Annotated in this window: 17 protein-coding genes; 13 read left to right on the forward strand and 4 right to left on the reverse strand. The window is 32.1% G+C overall.

All coding sequences use genetic code 11. The annotated features are described in order from the left end of the window. A complete protein-coding gene (locus MK119_RS01750; RefSeq protein WP_290670099.1) occupies positions 1-528 on the reverse strand; it encodes an inorganic diphosphatase in 528 nt (175 codons plus the stop codon). A gap of 564 nt (positions 529-1,092) precedes the next feature. Here MK119_RS01750 and MK119_RS01755 point away from each other — a divergent pair. The 4 genes from MK119_RS01755 (at position 1,093) to MK119_RS01770 (ending at position 5,810) form a co-directional block, all read left to right on the forward strand. After that, on the forward strand, positions 1,093-2,790 hold the full coding sequence (locus tag MK119_RS01755; protein WP_290670102.1) for a helix-turn-helix domain-containing protein: 1,698 nt from the start codon (positions 1,093-1,095) through the stop codon (positions 2,788-2,790). A gap of 107 nt (positions 2,791-2,897) precedes the next feature. Next, positions 2,898-3,113 (forward strand): hypothetical protein, encoded by a 216-nt coding sequence (locus MK119_RS01760; protein ID WP_290670105.1) that lies wholly within the window; start codon positions 2,898-2,900, stop codon positions 3,111-3,113. A 681-nt stretch (positions 3,114-3,794) separates the two neighbouring features. Further along, positions 3,795-5,438, forward strand: coding sequence for an AraC family transcriptional regulator (locus MK119_RS01765; protein ID WP_290670108.1), 1,644 nt, complete (start codon positions 3,795-3,797; stop codon positions 5,436-5,438). 105 nt (positions 5,439-5,543) lie between these two features. After that, a complete protein-coding gene (locus tag MK119_RS01770) occupies positions 5,544-5,810 on the forward strand; it encodes a hypothetical protein (RefSeq protein WP_290670111.1) in 267 nt (88 codons plus the stop codon). Between the two features lie 348 nt (positions 5,811-6,158). Here the strand turns inward: MK119_RS01770 and MK119_RS01775 are convergent, their stop codons facing one another. Then, on the reverse strand, positions 6,159-8,681 hold the full coding sequence (locus tag MK119_RS01775) for a DUF5686 and carboxypeptidase-like regulatory domain-containing protein (RefSeq protein ID WP_290670114.1): 2,523 nt from the start codon (positions 8,679-8,681) through the stop codon (positions 6,159-6,161). Positions 8,682-8,758: 77 nt separating this feature from the next. Next, complete coding sequence (locus tag MK119_RS01780) at positions 8,759-9,736, reverse strand: pyruvate dehydrogenase complex E1 component subunit beta (protein ID WP_290670117.1); 978 nt, start codon at positions 9,734-9,736, stop codon at positions 8,759-8,761. A gap of 449 nt (positions 9,737-10,185) precedes the next feature. Here MK119_RS01780 and MK119_RS01785 point away from each other — a divergent pair, with 449 nt between their 5' ends. The 8 genes from MK119_RS01785 to MK119_RS01820 all read left to right on the forward strand — a co-directional run bounded on the left by MK119_RS01785 (position 10,186) and on the right by MK119_RS01820 (position 17,279). Further along, positions 10,186-10,932 (forward strand): electron transfer flavoprotein subunit beta/FixA family protein, encoded by a 747-nt coding sequence (locus MK119_RS01785; protein ID WP_290670120.1) that lies wholly within the window; start codon positions 10,186-10,188, stop codon positions 10,930-10,932. Between the two features lie 46 nt (positions 10,933-10,978). Next, the gene (locus MK119_RS01790) at positions 10,979-11,947 is read left to right on the forward strand and encodes an electron transfer flavoprotein subunit alpha/FixB family protein (RefSeq protein WP_290670123.1); all 969 of its coding nucleotides are present in this window, start codon (positions 10,979-10,981) and stop codon (positions 11,945-11,947) included. A 93-nt stretch (positions 11,948-12,040) separates the two neighbouring features. Then, positions 12,041-12,688 carry a bifunctional nuclease family protein gene (locus MK119_RS01795; protein WP_290670126.1) on the forward strand — a complete coding sequence of 216 codons (648 nt, stop codon included), beginning with the start codon at positions 12,041-12,043 and terminating at the stop codon, positions 12,686-12,688. Positions 12,689-12,701: 13 nt separating this feature from the next. After that, entirely contained in the window at positions 12,702-12,872 is a 171-nt protein-coding gene (locus MK119_RS01800) for a hypothetical protein (RefSeq protein ID WP_290670129.1), read from the forward strand. Positions 12,873-13,373: 501 nt separating this feature from the next. Continuing rightward, on the forward strand, positions 13,374-14,738 hold the full coding sequence (locus tag MK119_RS01805; protein ID WP_290670584.1) for a nucleoside transporter C-terminal domain-containing protein: 1,365 nt from the start codon (positions 13,374-13,376) through the stop codon (positions 14,736-14,738). Between the two features lie 115 nt (positions 14,739-14,853). Then, positions 14,854-15,678 carry a thymidylate synthase gene (locus MK119_RS01810; protein ID WP_290670131.1) on the forward strand — a complete coding sequence of 275 codons (825 nt, stop codon included), beginning with the start codon at positions 14,854-14,856 and terminating at the stop codon, positions 15,676-15,678. Between the two features lie 54 nt (positions 15,679-15,732). Then, complete coding sequence (locus MK119_RS01815) at positions 15,733-16,584, forward strand: energy transducer TonB (RefSeq protein WP_290670134.1); 852 nt, start codon at positions 15,733-15,735, stop codon at positions 16,582-16,584. Between the two features lie 101 nt (positions 16,585-16,685). Then, positions 16,686-17,279 carry a GNAT family protein gene (locus tag MK119_RS01820; protein ID WP_290670137.1) on the forward strand — a complete coding sequence of 198 codons (594 nt, stop codon included), beginning with the start codon at positions 16,686-16,688 and terminating at the stop codon, positions 17,277-17,279. Positions 17,280-17,338: 59 nt separating this feature from the next. On the opposite strand, the gene MK119_RS01825 is transcribed toward MK119_RS01820, so the two are convergent. After that, positions 17,339-17,635 (reverse strand): isoamylase early set domain-containing protein, encoded by a 297-nt coding sequence (locus MK119_RS01825; RefSeq protein WP_290670140.1) that lies wholly within the window; start codon positions 17,633-17,635, stop codon positions 17,339-17,341. A 348-nt stretch (positions 17,636-17,983) separates the two neighbouring features. Between MK119_RS01825 and MK119_RS01830 the strand changes: the two genes are divergently transcribed. Continuing rightward, a complete protein-coding gene (locus MK119_RS01830) occupies positions 17,984-18,466 on the forward strand; it encodes a hypothetical protein (protein WP_290670143.1) in 483 nt (160 codons plus the stop codon). The last annotated feature ends 7 nt before the right edge of the window (positions 18,467-18,473 follow it).

Raw genomic sequence — 18,473 nt, forward strand, 5'->3', positions numbered from 1 at the left:
TTAAATAGTAAAGTCGCCATTTGTTTTGTGTTCACTAGCTTCATAACGCGCAATACATTTATCTACAATTTCATACGCTTCTTCGGCATTTCCCCAACCACCAACATCAACTTTTTTCTTTTCTAAATCTTTATATACTTGGAAAAAGTGTGTAATTTCTTTGATTCTGTGCGGATTTAAGTCTTCAATATCTTTATAGTTATTCCAAATTGGATCACTTACAGGAACACAAACGATTTTTTCATCTGGTCCTTTTTCATCTGCCATGTGGAATACACCAATTGGTTTTACTTCCATTACACACATTGGAAACGTAGGTTCTGTTCCTAAAACTAATACATCTAATGGATCGCCATCTAATGCTAATGTTTCTGGAATAAACCCATAATCACCTGGATACATCATAGAAGAGAACAACATTCTATCGAATCGAATCTTCTTTAAATCAAAGTCATATTCATATTTATTTCTACTTCCTTTTGGAATTTCTATCAGTGCATCAAAAGTTACTCTTTCTTTCGCTGTCATATCGTCAATTATTATGCATTTTTCTTAAAACGGCTGCAAATTTATGCAAAACACTTTGACTGACCAATGAAGTAGCTTTAATATTTTATTAGATTTTCATCATTATTATGTAACAATACATTATTTCTCCGTACAATTAAGATATACGTGTTTAAATTCGATCTAAATCAGATATCAAAAAAAGTATAAATTACAGTAACTAACTCTGAATAAACTATTAAACAAGGCTATTACTTGCATAAATTTTCCACTTTTTTTAATAGAATTTTTGTAGTATTTTTAGACTATCATTTAAGTTTTCATAAATGAATCTACTCCTTTTTATATTTTAGCAAAAAAAGCTTTAGAGTATTTTAGTATTAAAACGCGTTTTTGTTTGATCATTTACTAAATGAATGTGTTCGTTCGTTTCGATTTTTTTTAATTTTACACTAAACCTAAAAACCATTATTCATAAAATTTATGTTGATTTCCCCTATGATGAGAATGTACTGTTTGGTCGTTTTCTTGCTGACAGGATTTTGTTTGTCTGCGCAAGAGAACACTTTTAAAATTCCAGATTCTTTGAAAACAAAATCCTTTGAAGAACTCAAGAAACAGTTTTATAATTATGAGTATAAAGATTTGGTCATTACACAAACATATGCGCAGGCAATGCTTGAGTTAGCATTACGAAACAATAATGCATCTCAAATTCATCAAGCAGAACATTATACCGCAAGAATTTCTACTTCATTAGGGAAAAAAGAGAAAGCGTTAAAATTTATAGAGAAAGCTCTTTTACATAGCCAAGAGGACAATGACAGCGTATATATCATAAAAAACTTATACTTAAACGGTAAGATTTATGCTGATTATGGTGAGTATGAAAAAGCGATTGATTATTATGTAACCGTTTGTGATTTACTAAAAAATGATCCAGATCAGACAAAGTATCACATGATTTCACATAATATCGCATTGATAAAAAATCAAATTGGTGATGTTAGAAATGCTGTAGAACGTTCTAAAAAAAACTTACACTATTTTCAGTCACAAGGAGCAACTGCTTCCCATAAAAATATAATCAACAGTTATTTACTTTTAGTGAGTGCTTACAGTAAACTTGCGATAAAAAATCAAATCAAGCCATTACGTAAAAAAGTATATTTAGATTCTTCCATGATTTATATTAATGAAAGTATCGATAAAACGATTCAATATAATGACAAGGAAGCTTATATAATTTTGCTAGTAAGTAAAGGCATTAATTATTATGAACTTGAGCAATACGATCGTTCGTTAAAAAATTTAAACGAGGCAGAACAGCTAAGTAATAGGTACAATATTTTTGTAAAACTTCCTATGATTCATTTGTTTCAAGGAAAAGTCTACTATAATTTAGGTCAATTCGACAATGCTATTTTATATTCAGAAAAAGCAACCGCAGCCTCTAAAACTTATAAAATAGATTTGCCATATTTTCAAGAAATTTTAATACTGTTGGCAAAATCATACGAGCAAGTTGGTGATACAGCAAATGCTATTAAATACTATAAACTCTTTTCAAAAAAGCATGAGCAAAATGATTTATTAAAAAATCAAAATAACAAATCACTTTATGAAAAATATGATATTCCTTCACTAGAAAATAAAATTAAGAGCCTTGAAAATAAAACAGATGAAATAGGCACCAAATACAAGTATGTTAAGTATATAGCTTGGTCATTGATATGTTTATTATTAGCCTTTGTTTTCTTTTACACCAAAAGACAATATCAATATAAAAGACGATTTGAAAAATTATTAGTTCAAATTGACACTTTAGAAAAGAAGCAGCAAGAAAGCTTACAAAAAGAAGATTCAAAATCAGAAGTTGACACAAAAGTAACCACTAAAAAACAACCAAAAATTGCAGATGAAAAAGTGGTTGAAATTTTGAATCGTTTGAAAAGATTTGAAGAAAAAGAGCAATTTCTCAGCAACAAATGCACTCTTAACTATGTTGCCAAAAAAGTAAAAACCAATAGCACTTATTTTTCTATTGTTTTACAAAAACACAAAAAGAAAAAATTTGTACAATACATATCAGATTTACGGATAGAATACGCTTTACAACGATTAAAAAATGACTCTATATTTCGTTCATTTGACGTAAAATCAATAGCGAAAGAAGTAGGTTTTAATACTTCCGAATCATTTTCAAAAGCTTTTAAAAAACGAACTGGCATCTACCCTTCCTTCTTCATAAAAAACCTTGAAAAACTGAAAGTTAACTCATAAAAACACACGTCTATTTTTTAAAAAACAGACTTATTATCTTTGGGTAAAACCATACTTTTAATGTATTTTGGAGACATAACTTAAGAAATTTATTAATTTGTATTAGTATGAAAAAACAAAGAAAATTGTCATTAAAAAAAGTAAACATAGCCCATATTAATTATGCCCAACTTTTAAAAGGAGGAGGTGGACACACAAATAATTCGTTCAATTGTGCTTCTGAACCAACAGATCCTCTAATTACTTGTGTTGCTTCTGGAGATATGGCAGAAACTTGTAAGGTTTGTAAAACAGATAATACCAGAGGAAACGGTTCTATATAATTTCATAATTATTATTAATCATAGATTATGAAGAAAAGAAAGAAACTATCATTAAAAAAAGTAAATATCGCTCCTATTAATTACTCAAAGATCATTAGAGGAGGCATAGATCAAGTAGCTCTGGACCCCAATGATTTATATATTGTGTCTCAGTCTACTGACCCACGTACTGATTGCGAAGCAACTGTTACAAATACAAGTTGTCCTTTAACGCTACCAGAAACATGCACTCCTACTACTGTTAAAAGAGGAAATGGTTCTATCTGAGTTAGAAATTTCAAAAAAACCCAATTAGTTACAGTATACGCGAGTCTGAAATTTTATGATCTTATTCGTTGTATACTGTAATTCTTTTTTAGACTCTTTCCTAAGCCTCTCAGCGATTTCTCATTCGTCATCATAACTGTAATTCAAACAGTTTACTCACATTCCACATAGTTTTAATTTTAGGAACCATATTCACTGTTATTTTATTAAATTGGCACTATTATTGATAAATCTTTATTATATTCCCTACCACTAAATACAAAGATTTATTTATATTACAATCGATATTATATATTTCATATTCTAAGCTTTATGCAGTTTTCTTTATCCCCTAAATTCATTCACCAGTTTATCTTATTATGTATATTTACTTTTTCTAGTATTGTTTTTTCCCAGGCACAGGAGAAGGATTCGTTGGATCAATATTCTTTTGGCGAACTTAGATTAAAATTCAATACAACGCAATTTAAAAATCATAAACTTGCTAGGCTTTATGCAAATAAACTTTTAGCTATTTCTACTAGCAACAACGATTCTTTAGGTACTATCACAGCATACAATAAACTTTCATCACTTGAAAGTCAGTTAGGAAATACCACAAAAGCGCTAAGGTATGTTGATAAAGCTATTTCTATCGCTAAGCAAAACCCAAAGTATATAGTTTCAGAGATCTATTCATATTACACAAAAGCCATACTACTTCATTACTTGGGGCAATATAAAAAATCATTTAAATATTATATAACTGTATATGATTATTATAAAAAAATAGGTGAAGATATAACAATGAATAGTATTTCCTTAAGCATTGCTTTAATTAAGAGTAACCTAGGTGATTACGAAACTTCTGTAGAGCTACTATCTAAGTGTTTAGATTCTTATGAAAACACTCCTGAAATTGATAGAAACAAAAAATTTTCAGAGGACTATAAAGTTTCTGTCTTGTTAGGTTTAAGTAGCGCTTATGTGAAATATGCCATAAAAAATACGAATAAAAAAGATTCATTGATAAACATCGCTTCTGAATACAATGTAAAAGGTCTTAAAAGCTCAATACAGCAAAAGAACAAATACTACGAAATTGATTTTATTATAAATACGGGAATCATAGAGGAAGAACGTGGTAATTATCAAAAAGCAGTTGATGAACTAAACAAAGCCTCCAATCAAATGTTTGACTATAAAGAGCTAAGCTCACTAACTGCTCTTTATTACCACAAAGGAAAATGCTATAAAGGATTAAATCAAATTGATGATGCTATCGTGTATTTCAAAAAAGCAGATTCTATTTCTGCAAAAAACAGTAGTAATTTCCGAATGCTGCAAGGTGCTTATTATTCTCTAATAGAAATATATAAAGAACGAAAAGACACAAAAAACGAAATAAAATACTTAAACCTTTATATTGAGAATGAACGAATTAATAAGCAAATTTCCCAAGAAGTACGTGATGACATTCATACACTTTACGATATAGATCGCTTTAAAGAAAAAATAGCATCTATAAACAATTCACGCACAAGAGCGATCGTTATAATTGGTATACTATTAACTATATTAATTCTATTATTTATCTTTTACAACAGACAGCAAAAGAAAAATAAACTTGCCTTTAAAAAATTACTACAAGATTTAGAGGACAAGCAAAAAGAACCCATACTCAATGATCAAAAAAGTGCAAAGAAAATCGCTATCGATGATGAAAAAGTAGTACAAGTTATAAAAGCTTTGGATAAGTTTGAAGAAAAAGAATGGTTTCGAAATAAAAATTGTGATTTGGCTTTTGTTGCTAAAAAAGCAAAAACGAACAAGACCTATTTATCCAAAATAATTCATGAACACAAACAACTAAAATTTATTGACTATATCCGGAACTTACGTATTAATTATGCCTTAGAAAGACTAAAGGACGATTCTGTATTTCGCTCTTATGATATCAAATCTATTGCGGAAGAATCAGGATTTAAGTCTTCCGACATGTTCTCAAGAGCCTTTGTAAAAAACACCGGCATTTATCCGTCCTATTATATCAAAAACATCAATAAAATCAATACTTAAGAAGATATTGAAACACTCTACAATTGTCGTATTCTAGCCATATTTTCTTTGTAATATATACTTCAATATGTATTTTTACAGTCTAAATTTTAAAACTATATCGCAATGAAAAAACAAAAAAAATTAAATCTTAAAAAGATAAAAATCGCAAGTATCAATACTACGAACAGAATCAAAGGTGGGCTTACAATGGGTTGTAATACCAATAATACATGTCCAAAATCTGATTCATGTATTGATGAGTTAACAGAGGAATGTACTTCTAATGTAGATACAGATTGTGTTACTTTAACCACAAAACCTCCTACACATCATTGTAATGGAATTCCATCAGATGACTGTAATGGGATAACAGCAGCATGTGGTGACTAATTTTTTGATTTTAAAATAAAATTTACAGCCTGTATCGCCCAATGCAGGCTTTATTTTGTATGTTTATTTTTGAAAAAAACAATCATTGATAGAACATTCACATGTTGTAATTTAGTAAGAAATAATTCTTTTGAAGAAAGTTATGACTACACTCAAGTTCTAACTAAGTGTTATACAGAATCAATACCTGTGACTATCTCCGAGACAACTCAGCACGCATAAGCTGAATGCAATCACTGTAATGCCAATCCAAGGTAAAACGGTGAATTCTGTTATAAAGGAATCTCTTAAATTTTAAAAAAAAGCAGCAATCAAAAATTGTGGCTTTCATCTATATCCTACATACCTTTAGAAATGGAATCCAAATGCACCTGTGACTCCAAATTGACGTGCATCAATATTATTCTTGTAGTTTCCTCTAAAGTTAAAATCGATTCTAAAGACTTTAAAGATGTTTCCAATTCCTAATGAATATTCCCAATATATTTCTTTGTTTGGCGCAATTCCATTAGGCGTAATGCTTCTGAATGGTAAACTTTGAAAAGCTGGAACATTAATTGCTACATTGTCATCTGATATTTGTCCCCAAACTCCGCGAATTCCAACAATCTCACGCAAGTTTAGTTTACGCAACAACGGGATTCTAGAAAAAATACGTCCGTTAAAATTGTGTTCTATATGCAAAGAAGCGTAAGTATCTGTCACAAACTCATAAAAGTTCAACTGAGAAAAGGTGTTATGAATGGAGAAATACGCTTGGTTTCCTGGCACTACATTTAATAAACTTAATGGAACAGTCCCAAAGGTTTTCCCAGCTTCAAACGTGGTGAATGTACGTCCAAAACCTCCAACTTGGAAAGGTTGTCTATAAAACAACTGTACTCTTGAATAGTTGAAATCACTATTCAATAAACCTTCTACTCCACGACTATAGTTCAAATAAATTCTTGGAAAATCATCATTTACCACTTTACGCTCTACACCATGACGAATGGTTTTTCTCCCAGGTGTCATATCAATGGAGAAATTCACCTCCGATTGTACTAAACGATCATTAATTCCTGTTGATGATTGCGGGTCAATATATGAAAGACTAAAGGTTTCTGGAGAAGCAGATCGCATGGTTTTATAGGAACTTCCCAAGCGCATGGTGATATTTTTCCATGGTTCCATTTCTACCGCTAACGTAGATAAATTGATATTGGTGAGTCGATCACTATTTCCAGAAGCAAATAATGCAGATGATGCAAAACTTCTTCCCAATACATTATCATTTACGGTTAAACTCACTCCTGTTTGTTCTACATCTCGCCGATTTCCTGCGGAAACAATCAATCTATTTTTAGGATCAAGAAGCCACTTTCCAGAAATTCCGTATTTGAAACGATTGTCTTTAAAACCATAGGCTCCATAACCTTCTATACGCCATTTATCATTTGGCCCAAAGTAGGTTCGTCCTCCAGCACGTACCCTAATTCCTTCAACATCATTGAATCCAAATGTAGAAAAGATAGGTCCGTAATCAATATTATATTTATCAAATTCTACATATCCAGAAGCTAAAATCGAAGCTAAATTGTATAAACGTTTGAATTTTGGAACAGTTTTAAGCGTATCTAGCATTTTATACACGCCTTTTTCGTCCTTGTTCAGCTTTTCCATTCGATTTTCTGCCCAAAACTCATCACTGCGTTCGTAAATTTCTTCATTAAACGGATTAATTTCTTCCGCATAAAATTTGGCAGGTTTCTCTTCATCAAAAACATAATTATCATACAATGTAGTACGCTTTCCGTAAACTCCTTTTGATTTTTCTTTTTTGTTTAAAGCAAAATCAGAAAGCATATAATCACGCTTCAACAAGAACACAGAATCATTTAGCACTTCAAATTCTTGTTCAATATAAATTTCTTTTACCCAGTTGATATTAGCACTTTTACTTGCTCTTAGGTTGATTTTTTTAATAGCAAACGTGGAATCATTTACCCAAAAATCGCCTTTAAATGTCAGCTCGTTTTTTCGTCTTGGATAATAAATAATATTGTAGCAAAGTTTGTCATCAATATAAGCTGTATCTGCCAAAACGTAGTTATAGGTATTAATTCCTGTACGCGATAATGGACTTGTAAAACTCTTATCAAAAAACTTTAAATAATTATCATAAATATCATAGTCCGCATACAAATCTTTGATAAAAGACGTAATCGTTTCATTACTACTAAATCCAGAATTTTTATTTCCAATTAAATCTTCTTTTTGCTTATTTCTATCATTATCTCCATATACTTTGGAAACTGCTTCATTAATAAAAATTGGTAAATATGTTTTTCCTGTAATACTTGAAGTATCTATTTCTTTGAAGATAAATTCCATTCCACGAAATAGTCTACTTTTCATCATTGCACTGTCGATGGTATTCAAGTCAAACTCTACTTTTTCGTACTTATCATATGCATACTGTTTGAATTGACGGACTCCATTAAAGCGTTTTCGCTTCCAAATTTTACGAAGAATATCGATTGCAGGATTGTTCTTTTTGGGTTGTTTTCCAGAAACAAGTACCACTGCTTTCAACTTTTCACCTTCTTCCAAGGTGATTTCCATTTTATAAGTGACTTTTTTTGTCAATGTTACTTCTTTAGTAGCATATCCTACAAAAGAAAAGACGACTGTTTTATATGTTTTATCGGATTCGAGATAAAAGCGACCATCTTCATTACTAATAGTTCCTTCTATTGAATTCTTAAATACCACATTGGCAAAAGGTACGGGTTCTCCTGATGAATCTTTAATTACTCCGCTCACTTTTGTTTGTGCAAAACCTGTGTAACAGAATAAGATAGCTAAAAAACAATATACTGTAGTCTTCAAATCTTAATCTTTTTTAAAAACAAAAACTTCATCAACAAACATGCCGATGAAGTTTTTATAATGTTAAAAGTACATATTTACTTGTACATAACTTTTTTTACTGCATTGATAACGTCATTTTTATTAGGCAGCCATTCCTCTAATAATACTGGAGAATATGGTGCTGGTGTATCGGCTGTATTTATTTTTTGAATTGGTGCATCTAAGTAATCAAATGCCTGCGCTTGTACTTGATATACAATTTCTGTAGAAACATTTCCAAATGGCCAAGCTTCTTCTAAAATTACCAATCTATTTGTTTTCTTTACTGAGTTTAAAATGGCATCATGATCCATTGGACGCACTGTACGTAAATCAATAACTTCACTAGAAATTCCTTCTTTAGCTAACTCATCTGCAGCTTTGTACGCTTCTTTGATAATTTTCCCAAAAGAAACAATTGTTACGTCTGTACCTTCACGTTTAATGTCTGCAACACCTAATGGAATTGTGTATTCTCCTTCTGGAACTTCACCTTTATCACCATACATTTGCTCAGATTCCATAAAAATTACTGGATCGTCATCTCTGATCGCTGATTTTAATAATCCTTTAGCATCATAAGGATTTGAAGGAACAACTACTTTCAATCCAGGACAGTTAGCATACCAACTCTCAAATGCTTGTGAATGCGTTGCTGCTAATTGTCCAGCAGAAGCTGTAGGTCCACGGAAAACAATTGGAATGTTTAATTGTCCTCCAGACATTTGACGCATTTTTGCAGCATTATTTATAATTTGATCAATTCCAACTAATGAAAAGTTGAAAGTCATGAATTCGACAATTGGGCGGTTTCCGTTCATCGCTGAACCTACACCTATTCCTGCAAAACCAAGTTCTGCAATAGGAGTGTCAATCACTCTATCAGCTCCAAACTCGTCAAGCATTCCTTTAGAAGCTTTGTATGCTCCATTGTATTCGGCAACTTCTTCTCCCATTAGGTAAATGCTTTCATCTGCGCGCATTTCTTCGCTCATAGCTTCAGCTACCGCTTCTCTAAACTGTATTGTTCTCATACAATTATTATTGTTTTAAAAAAGTGAAAAACAAAAATAACAATTAATTCTAAAAATGATAATTAGAGTTGTAAACATTTCACAAAGAAGAACCTTTTTATGATTTATTTAGTAAAACCATAAAACCATTGAAAATCTTCTTGATTTTTGGCTTCCAAAAACGTTAAAATTTACGGGCTTCTATCTTTAGATGCTTTTATTGTAAAAGATACACAATCAAACTTCTATCGATTTTAAGAAAATTCTCTTAAATGCAAACACAATCAAAATTTATTAGCATAAAATTATGATGAATTCCACCTAAAAACGTCTAAAAATTATTGATAATTGAAAAAAAACGAACAAATGTAAAAAATAATTGAATTTTACTATGCGCGCATAGTATTTTTAGAGAAATATTCTGTATATTCGTAGAAAATTTAAATTTCAATTCAAAACATATAAATTTCATGAAAATATTAGTATGTATTAGTCATGTACCAGATACCACTTCAAAGATCAATTTTACGGATGGAGATACTAAATTTGATACCAATGGTGTGCAGTTTGTAATTAACCCAAATGATGAGTTTGGTTTAACACGTGCAATGTGGTTTAAAGAAAAACAAAGTGCATCTGTAGATGTAGTAAATGTAGGAGGTGCTGAAACAGAACCAACGCTACGTAAAGCCTTAGCAATTGGAGCAGATAAAGCAATTCGTGTAAATGCGGAAGCAACAGACGGATTTTTTGTTGCAAAACAATTAGCTGCCGTTGTTAAAGATGGCGGATACGATTTAGTAATCGCAGGAAGAGAATCTATTGATTATAATGGAGGAATGGTTCCAGGAATGTTAGCAGAATTAACTGGAGCTAATTTTGTAAATACTTGTATTGGTTTAGAAATTGATGGTACTGCTGCCAAAGCTGTTCGTGAAATTGATGGAGGAAAAGAAACTTCTAGCACTTCACTACCATTAGTAATTGCAGGACAAAAAGGATTGGTTGAAGAAAGTGATCTTCGTATTCCAAACATGAGAGGAATTATGATGGCTCGTAAAAAACCATTAACTGTAATTGATGCTGTTGATACTAGCAAAGAAACAACAGCTATGAAATTTGAGAAGCCTGCACCAAAAGGAGCTGTAAAGTTAGTAGATGCAGGAAACATTGTTGAATTAGTAAACTTATTGCACAACGAAGCAAAAGTGATTTAATCATCTTTTTAATGTTTCATTATTTAATCTCTTAAATTAAAAAATTATGTCAGTTTTAGTATATACAGAATCAGATCAAGGAAAATTTAAAAAAGCAGCTTTTGAAGTTGCTTCATATGCAAAAGAAGTTGCAAATCAATTAGGAACTTCAGTGACAGCTGTTGCTATTAATGCAGATGACACTAACGAGTTAGGAAAGTATGGTGTTGATAAAGTTTTGAATGTATCTACAGATACACTTAAAGACTTTAATGCAAAAGCGTATGCATCTACATTACGACAAGCTGCTGCTAGCGAAGATGCTAAAGTAGTTATCGTTAGTTCTAGTGCAGACAGCAAATCATTAGCACCAATTTTAGCGGTAAACTTAAATGCAGGATATGCTCCAAATGTAGTCGCTGCTCCAGAAAGCACAAGTCCTTTTACCGTAAAAAGAACTGCTTTTACAAACAAAGCCTTCAATATGACAGAGATCAGCTCCGATGTTAAAATTGTTGGTGTTTCTAACAATTCTTTCGGATTAGTAGAAAATTCAGGTGCTGCTGCTTCTGAAGCTTTTGCTCCAAACTTAGATGATTCTTTATTTGGTGTTAAAATAGATTCAGTAGATAAAGTAACAGGAAAAGTAACCATTGCCGATGCAGATGTAGTAGTTTCTGCTGGTAGAGGATTAAAAGGTCCTGAAAATTGGGGAATGGTTGAAGAATTAGCTGATGTTTTAGGGGCTGCTACCGCATGTTCAAAACCAGTTTCTGACTTAGGATGGAGACCTCACGGTGAGCACGTAGGTCAAACAGGAAAGCCAGTTGCATCAAACTTATACATCGCTATTGGAATCTCTGGAGCGATTCAGCATTTAGCAGGAATCAACGCTTCCAAAGTAAAAGTTGTGATCAATACAGACCCAGAAGCTCCTTTCTTCAAAGCTGCTGATTATGGAGTTGTAGGAGACGCTTTTGAAGTAGTTCCACAGCTTATTGAAAAATTGAAAGAATTTAAAGCGAATAACGCATAATTTTTGTTAAATTGTGCCCAACTAAGGGCTGTCTAAAATTGGAAATCCCTTTTTAGACAGCCTTTTTTTATGTGAATGCATTTTCAGAGACAAATGAGTTTAGTAAAACTAAATATTAAGGGAATTTCATACAGCCAAACGCAAAACGGAGCCTACGCGTTAATATTGAATGAAGTTGATGGAGACCGAAAACTACCAATCGTAATTGGTGCTTTTGAAGCACAATCAATTGCCATAGCCCTTGAAAAAGAGATCAAACCTCCAAGACCACTTACCCATGATCTTTTCAAAAATTTTGCAGATCGGTTTGATGTGGTTGTCAAGCAAGTAATTATTCATAAACTTGTAGATGGGGTATTTTATTCAAGTATTATTTGCGAACGCGACAAGATTGAAGAAATTATTGATGCACGTACCTCAGACGCTATTGCGTTGGCACTTCGCTTTGATGCTCCAATTTTTACATATAAAACTATCTTAGATAAAGCTGGCATTTTCTTAAAACTCACTTCAAAAGAGGAGGATGAAGAAAACGAGAAAGAAAGCATTGTTGTAGAGGAATTGTTTACAGATGAGGATGAAGATATGGATACTGTAGAAAGTGTTGCCGATAATACTTTAAAAACATTATCGCTTCAAGAATTATACAATATGCTAGACGGCGCTGTGGCAGATGAAGACTACGAGAAAGCAGCCAGACTTCGAGATGAAATCTCTCATAGAGAGCAAGACAAAAAATAAAACACCTAATCAAATGCAGAAATTTGTAGCAAGTATTATTACAGTATTCTGTGTGCTTTTTAATTTAAGCGCTCAAGAAACTGGAATTGATGGAACGTGGAATTTTAGTAGTATCCTAAACGCTCAAAGTGAAAGTGTTGTTCCTATCATTGATGCAGACAAACTTACTTTTCAAACAGGTTAATTTGAATATCAACTCGCAGCAAAAGACAATTTAAAGGCCAGCGGAAATTATATTCATCAAAACAACTTATTGGTTTTTTATTATAATCAACCCAAAGACACAATTCGTAAATATAAGATCAGTGAGTTGACAGATTCTACCTTAGTATTTAAGGAAAAAGGTATTTCATATCATTTTACCAAAGAAAAAGCAGAAAAAAGCACTGGTACTAACTGGCAACTTTCTAGCAATATCATATACGAAGATCCTGCTAAATATCCTGATAGCATAAAACAAATAGTTGAATTTACAAAAGGAGTAGATTTTCTATCACTCAATGATAATGGATCGTATGAAAACATTTTTGATAAAAACTACAACAAAGGATATTGGTTACGCAACAACAACTTAATTGTATTTAAGCAGAAAGCACCTCAAAACATTGATGTGTATTTTGAAATTGTTAAAGAAACAAAACAAGAACTCGACTTAAAAAAAGGAGGAAATCAAATCTATAAGTTTATCTCTTCAAACCATCCAGATTATGTTTCTATAAAAAAAGAAAAAACTGAGATTAAAGCCAGTGAAGGAATGTCATTTTCAAGCATTTGGCGTGGCGCACTCGGAATGCTTTCACTTATCTTAATAGCATTTTTATTTAGCAAAAACAGAAAAGCTATCAATTGGAAAACCGTTGGTATTGGGCTTACTGTACAGTTATTGATCGCTGTAGCTGTGTTGAAAGTTGATTTCGTAAAAACAATTTTTGAAAGTGTAGGACAAGTATTTATTAATATACTAGATTACACCAAAGCTGGAAGTGAATTTTTGTTCAGTGGCGTATTGGATGTAAGCTCTTATGGGTTCATATTTGCCTTTCAAGTGTTGCCAACTATCATCTTTTTCTCTGCACTAACTTCTGTATTATTTTACTTAGGAATTATTCAAAAAATAGTACGTGGTATGGCTATGGTATTGACTAAAATTCTTGGAATTTCTGGTGCGGAAAGTTTATCTGTTGCTGGAAATATCTTTTTAGGACAAACTGAAGCGCCTTTACTTATAAAAGCATACTTAGAAAAAATGACTCGTTCGGAAATCTTACTTGTCATGGTTGGAGGAATGGCCACAGTAGCTGGAGCTGTATTGGCAGCTTATATCGGATTTTTAGGTGGTGATGACCCTGTAGAACGCCTTTTTTATGCAAAACATTTATTGGCAGCTTCTGTAATGGCAGCACCTGGAGCAATTGTCATTTCTAAAATTCTATATCCTCAAACCGAAAAAATTAATAATGATGTAGAAGTTTCACAAGAAAAAATTGGTTCAAATATCTTAGATGCTATTTCTAACGGAACCACCGAAGGTTTAAAACTAGCCGTAAATGTGGGTGCAATGTTACTCGTATTTGTTGCATTTATTGCGATGATTAATGGAATCTTTGGATGGATTGGTGATGTAACATCCTTAAATGCTTGGATGGCTGAAAACACGGCTTACTCGCGCTTTTCACTAGAAGCAATTTTAGGAACGATATTTTCACCATTAATGTGGTTGATTGGTGTAGCAAGTGATGATATGATGCAAATGGGACAGCTATTAGGTGTAAAATTAGCCGCTAGTGAATTTATTGGATACATTCAATTATCTGGAATGATCAATCCTGAAAATGCTGGTCATTTAATCTATAATAAATCTATAATCATGGCAACCTATATGCTATGTGGTTTTGCTAACTTTGCTTCTATTGGAATCCAAATTGGAGGAATTGGATCGCTTGCTCCTGGGCAACGAAAAACACTCTCTGAATTTGGAATGAAAGCCTTAATTGGAGGTACTATAGCTTCTTTAATATCAGCAACAATAGCAGGAATGATTATTGGCTAAACATAGTTAATAACATATTGATAAAATACAAACGCTTCGGTTTAAAATCGGAGCGTTTTTTTTTATTTTTACACACTACAAAATTGTATCGCATCACTATAAAAAAGAAATCATCATGAGACAGTATTTAGATCTTGTAAAACATGTATTAGAATACGGAAATGAAAAAGGAGATCGTACAGGAACTGGAACGAAAAGTGTTTTTGGCTATCAAATGCGTTTTGACCTCAGCGAAGGTTTCCCAATTGTAACAACTAAAAAACTACATTTAAAGTCAATTATTCATGAATTGTTGTGGTTTATTAAAGGCGATACAAATGTAAAATATTTACAGGATAATGGTGTGCGTATTTGGAATGAATGGGCAGATGAAAATGGTGATTTAGGTCCCGTATATGGACATCAATGGCGCAATTGGAATAGTGAAAGTATTGATCAGTTAGCAGAAGTTATTGAGACTTTGAAAAACAATCCAAATAGCAGACGTATGTTGGTTTCAGCATGGAATCCTAGTGTGTTGCCAAATACGAAAGTTTCTTTTAGTGAAAATGTAGCCAATGGAAAAGCGGCATTACCGCCATGTCATGCTTTTTTTCAGTTTTACGTAGCTGATGGAAAATTATCTTGTCAATTATATCAACGAAGTGCCGATGTATTCTTAGGCGTTCCGTTTAATATTGCTTCGTATGCCTTATTGACCATGATGATGGCACAAGTATGTGGTTATGAAGCTGGAGATTTTGTACATACATTTGGTGATGCACATATTTACAGGAATCATTTTGAACAAGTGGAACTACAATTAACTCGTGAACCGTATCCGCTTCCAACTATGAAAATCAATCCAGAAGTAAAAAGTATTTTCGATTTTACTTTTGAAGATTTTGAATTGGTAAATTATCAGCATCATCCGCATATAAAAGGAGCTGTAGCTATTTAACTTTAGTGTTTTGTAATATTTTCATTTTTATCTATGTCTTTTTCCTTAAAAAATATGCTTAGCATATCAATATGCTTTTTTACATTATTGATAAGTGCACAAACAAAAAAGTCCAAAAAAGTTATACCAGAATCTACCGTAATAGAAGGCTGCCAATATGAAGAAGATGTATATGAATGCTCTAAAGAAAAACTACGTCGTTCTATTTTTCAATATCTAAAACCTTCAGATGCTATTTTAATTGCGAATAGTACTAAAAAAGACACCATTTTTGTAAATGTAGAGTTTGCTACTGATTCTGTTGGAAAAGTTGATAAAGAACGTTCCTCGCTAACATTTCATGAAACTGAGATGAAACCTTTCAAAGTTGAAACATCTTCATCTGCTGTAAACTTTCAAATTGAATTAGCTCCTATATCGCAAAAACAAACTTGCTATCTCAGCAATCACTTATTCCTTAAGATTGATCGAAAAAATAATGTCTTTATCCCTTTGTATGACTACAAACCCAAACGAGTTCCTTTTTCGGGACCAGAAGTTGGCGTAATTTACCCTGGATGTAAAAAAGCAAAAAACAATGAAGAGCGAAAGCGTTGTATGGCGACTAAAATCTCTGAATTTGTTGCAAAAAACTACAATACAAGATTGGGCGAAAAATTAGATTTGAAAGGTATTCAAAAAATTTATGTTGTTTTTAAAATCAACACACAAGGTAAAGTTGTTGAAATCCGATCTAGAGCACCACATCCTGATTTAGAAAAAGAAGCCATTAGAGTTGTTAGAAGACTGCCTAGAATGAAACCTGCACTTATTGAAAATACTCCAATCAGTGTACATTACACACTGCCAATCGTTTTTAATGTGGATAGTAAAAAATCAAGAAAGGAAAAAAGAAAAAAATGGTAACTCTCCTTTTATAAAGTCAATTGCTCACAAGAAAAATACCAAAAATTACGGTATTTTACCATTATGATTTGTAACTTATGTATTCACACAATTGATGTTGTATGATATTATTAGATTTCAAAAAAAAATATATTCTAGATAATGGTTTTGTGCAATTGCGTCCGTTGCATGCAGACGATTTTGGACATTTACTCCCCTACTCTTTACAGGAGCCCGAATTGTGGAAGTATTCGTTAACACCTGCTCACGGTGAAGATAATTTACGTAATTATATTGCTAAAGCTATGGAAGGGCGCGTTGAAGAAACCGCTTATCCATTTATTGTGTATGATAAACGTTTTAACACCTATGCTGGTTCAACACGATTTTACGATTTTCAGCAAAAACACCAAACAGTTTCACTTGGATATACTTGGTATGGGCAAGATTTTCAGGGAACTGGCCTCAATAAGAACTGTAAATTTTTATTGCTACAATTTGCTTTTGAACATATGAAAGTGCAACGTGTAGAGTTTAGAGCAGACAACAAGAATAAACGAAGTATAGCCGCTATGAAAAGTATAGGCTGTTCAGAAGAAGGTATTTTGCGAAGTAATTGCGCAGCTCCGAATGGGAGACGTGACAGCATTATACTTAGCATTCTTCGATACGAATGGTTTAGTCGCGTAAAGCGAGAATTATTGAAAAAATTATAAAAATAAAAAAGACCTTCTAAATACATATAGAAGGCCTTTTTAAAAGTGTCAAAATCTGATTATAAACTCAAAACTCCGTTTTCTGCAGCTGCAAAATCATTCCATTTGTATGCATCTGCTTCTTCATCGTTTTTGTAAATTCCATCTACTACATAACGGAACTCATATTCAGTATCTTTTTCCAAATCAACTGTTCCTTTAAAAGTTCCATTTTTTAACTTCTTTAAGCTCGTTGCTTCCGTATTCCACTCATTAAAATTTCCTACTACAGAAACTGTTTCTGCTTCTTTGGCAGCAACACTAAAGGTTACTTTACAAAGAGGTTTACTTTTTAAATATTGTTTTTTAATTGCCATAATTTCAAGTATTTGATAAGGTCAAATGTAAATAAGAATTTTTGGGAAACAAATGAAAGAATTCACAAAAATGTAAGAATTATCATTTTATTAAAAAAAGCCTTCTAAAATCATAAAGAATGAAAAAAACAAAGCCATAAAATAAAATATTTATAACAGTTTTTTAACAGCAATTTTGACTCATTCTCAACGATATCGATTGCGTAATTTTCTGACTGTATGTCCAGTAGTATACATTTCATTCATCTAAAAAAAATGCAATTCATGGTAAAACTTCATCTTTTCATACGAACAGAATGTAGTATTCAAAAAAGAAAAGTATATTTATATCATCAAAAAAAAGTAAACATGAAAAAACTTATTATTCTTGGGTTAATGTGTTTAACCGTTCAATTTGGTTTTGCACAAAAATCCACTGATATGTCTTCTCCAAAAGTTTCTCCAAATGGAACAATGAACTATTCAGTAATGGATAATGCTCCACAATTATCAGGTTGTGAAAATGCAGGTACAGCTCAACAAAAAAATAAATGCACCTCAGACAAGATAGAAACCTTTATTCAAAATGCGATTAATAAAGATATTGCTCGTAATGTACTTGATACTACTAAGAATAACCTAGTGTATATTCGTTTTATAGTGACAAAACAAGGATCTGTAAAAAATGTAGGTGTCCGCACAAATAACCCTTCTCTCAAGAGAGAAATAATACGAATTGTTAAAACATTGCCTTCTTTTTCTAGTGGAACACATCAGGGAGTTAATGTCGATGTTTCATACGTAGTAAATCTTCAAGCAAATAAGTTACTCAAAAACGCTATTAAAAATTAGTAAACCC

The organism is Kordia sp., assembly GCF_022447245.1.
GTDB lineage: Bacteria > Bacteroidota > Bacteroidia > Flavobacteriales > Flavobacteriaceae > Kordia.

Coding starts and splice junctions, on each gene's coding strand:
- MK119_RS01750 (WP_290670099.1), bottom strand. CDS start 528: ATGACAGCGAAAGAAAGAGTAACTTTTGATGCACTGATAGAAATTCCA.
- MK119_RS01800 (WP_290670129.1), top strand. CDS start 12,702: ATGCAGAAATTTGTAGCAAGTATTATTACAGTATTCTGTGTGCTTTTT.
- MK119_RS01810 (WP_290670131.1), top strand. CDS start 14,854: ATGAGACAGTATTTAGATCTTGTAAAACATGTATTAGAATACGGAAAT.
- MK119_RS01815 (WP_290670134.1), top strand. CDS start 15,733: ATGCTTAGCATATCAATATGCTTTTTTACATTATTGATAAGTGCACAA.
- MK119_RS01825 (WP_290670140.1), bottom strand. CDS start 17,635: ATGGCAATTAAAAAACAATATTTAAAAAGTAAACCTCTTTGTAAAGTA.
- MK119_RS01785 (WP_290670120.1), top strand. CDS start 10,186: ATGAAAATATTAGTATGTATTAGTCATGTACCAGATACCACTTCAAAG.
- MK119_RS01770 (WP_290670111.1), top strand. CDS start 5,544: ATGAAAAAACAAAAAAAATTAAATCTTAAAAAGATAAAAATCGCAAGT.
- MK119_RS01780 (WP_290670117.1), bottom strand. CDS start 9,736: ATGAGAACAATACAGTTTAGAGAAGCGGTAGCTGAAGCTATGAGCGAA.
- MK119_RS01760 (WP_290670105.1), top strand. CDS start 2,898: ATGAAAAAACAAAGAAAATTGTCATTAAAAAAAGTAAACATAGCCCAT.
- MK119_RS01830 (WP_290670143.1), top strand. CDS start 17,984: ATGAAAAAACTTATTATTCTTGGGTTAATGTGTTTAACCGTTCAATTT.
- MK119_RS01790 (WP_290670123.1), top strand. CDS start 10,979: ATGTCAGTTTTAGTATATACAGAATCAGATCAAGGAAAATTTAAAAAA.
- MK119_RS01795 (WP_290670126.1), top strand. CDS start 12,041: ATGAGTTTAGTAAAACTAAATATTAAGGGAATTTCATACAGCCAAACG.
- MK119_RS01820 (WP_290670137.1), top strand. CDS start 16,686: ATGATATTATTAGATTTCAAAAAAAAATATATTCTAGATAATGGTTTT.